Source organism: Fervidobacterium sp., from assembly GCA_026419195.1.
Classification (GTDB): domain Bacteria; phylum Thermotogota; class Thermotogae; order Thermotogales; family Fervidobacteriaceae; genus Fervidobacterium.
This window is the reverse complement of the sequence record JANZZV010000050.1, coordinates 1-1481: the sequence shown is the minus strand read 5'-3', so window position 1 is coordinate 1481 and position 1481 is coordinate 1. Positions and strand designations below refer to the sequence as shown.

At 34.6% G+C, this 1481-nt stretch carries 2 protein-coding genes; both read left to right on the top strand.

Annotation, left to right across the window (positions count from 1 at the left end; genetic code table 11):
* The first annotated feature begins 424 nt into the window (after positions 1–424).
* Positions 425–1012: a hypothetical protein gene (locus tag N2Z58_09395; GenBank protein ID MCX7654872.1), complete on the top strand. Its 588-nt coding sequence runs from the start codon at positions 425–427 to the stop codon at positions 1010–1012.
* Positions 990–1481: hypothetical protein (locus N2Z58_09390; GenBank protein MCX7654871.1), on the top strand; the 492-nt coding region annotated here is incomplete at its 3' end. The genes N2Z58_09395 and N2Z58_09390, both read left to right, overlap by 23 nt.

The following is a 1481-nucleotide window of genomic DNA, read 5'->3' as shown; positions in this document are numbered from 1 at the left end:
CTTTGATAATTGTTTGTAGCGTAACTATGAGGGATTGAAACTCAAAGAAAATGAATTGGTTAGTTTTACAAACATTAGTTTGTAGCGTAACTATGAGGGATTGAAACATCTCCGGGAAAGGATTTTGTTTCACACTTTTAACAAGTTTGTAGCGTAACTATGAGGGATTGAAACTGTGCTTCTAATTGTGTGACGATAGTGCTATATGGGTTTGTAGCGTAACTATGAGGGATTGAAACAGCTGGTTTTTATATATTTTGTAGGCCGTATAAACGTGTTTAATGGTAATTTCCATACCTTTCCCCCCTTTCAATACACATTATAGCATTATTTATCCATGGGCGTCAAGTAAAAGCCCATGGATATTTTTGTAAATACTATGTGAATAATGTGATATGTTATAATATTCTAGGAGGTGAATAATATGACAGATAACACAATATTGCAACATACAGAGAAGTGCTTGGTTTGTAAACATGATTTAAGTGAAGAAGTTGAATATTTACGATCACAAGGTTATTCATATGAAGAGATTAGCGCGGTGTTGAAAGAAAAGTACAATATTTCGATTTCGTCGTCAGCAATAAAGCGACATTGGAGTTTTGCAAATAAATTAAAATTGCAAAAAGATTCGCTTGAGATTGACGAGGTTGATAAAAAATATAAGATAACTGAACTTGAGAAGATGGATGTAAAAACACGCATGAACTTTTTAAATGAACTTGTCTCTATTGCGTTGGCAAGATTAACTGGACTAATAGCCGAATTATCTGATCCAAAGAGATTTATGCATTTGCCAACAATGCAAAATTTGTATTCTATTGCTAAGATGTACGATGCAATGACACGATTATATATTGATACATCTAAAATTCGGTTAGAGAATGAGAAAATTAATCATGACGATTTGCTGCATCGATTAGTTGAGATAGCAACAGAGATTGGAGTAGTTGAGCCTATAGAGAAACAGATAGTGCAGGTGGAAGAGAATGCTGAAGGAACAAGTAATTGATTATTATGTGATGTTCATGAAAGATCCGATGATATTTACAAAATTTTTATACCGCTGGAAAATGTTGTCGCCCAAACAAGAAGAACTTTTGAATCTTGATGCCGAGATAAATGTTATATTAGCAGGGCGGCGATTTGGTAAATCCTCCCTAATGGCTGCAAAAATGTTTTATTACGCTTTAACCCACCGCGAAGTCAGTTGTTTGGTAGTTGCTCCTTCACTTGAACAATCGAAAATTTATTTTGATTTGTTACTTAATGCACTTGAGGGGCATCCAATGTCGCTTTTTGTTAAAAGTGTGAAACAAAATCCTTTCCCGGAGATTAATTTGATAAATGGTTCAAAATTATTATTTCGCTCGACAGCATTTAAAGGTCGATATTTGCGTGGTAAGAAGATACATTATGTGGTTGTAAGTGAAGCGGCATTTGTGGATGAGGAGGTGTTTGAGCAAGTTATAATGCCAATG

Coding starts and splice junctions, on each gene's coding strand:
- N2Z58_09395 (MCX7654872.1), top strand. CDS start 425: ATGACAGATAACACAATATTGCAACATACAGAGAAGTGCTTGGTTTGT.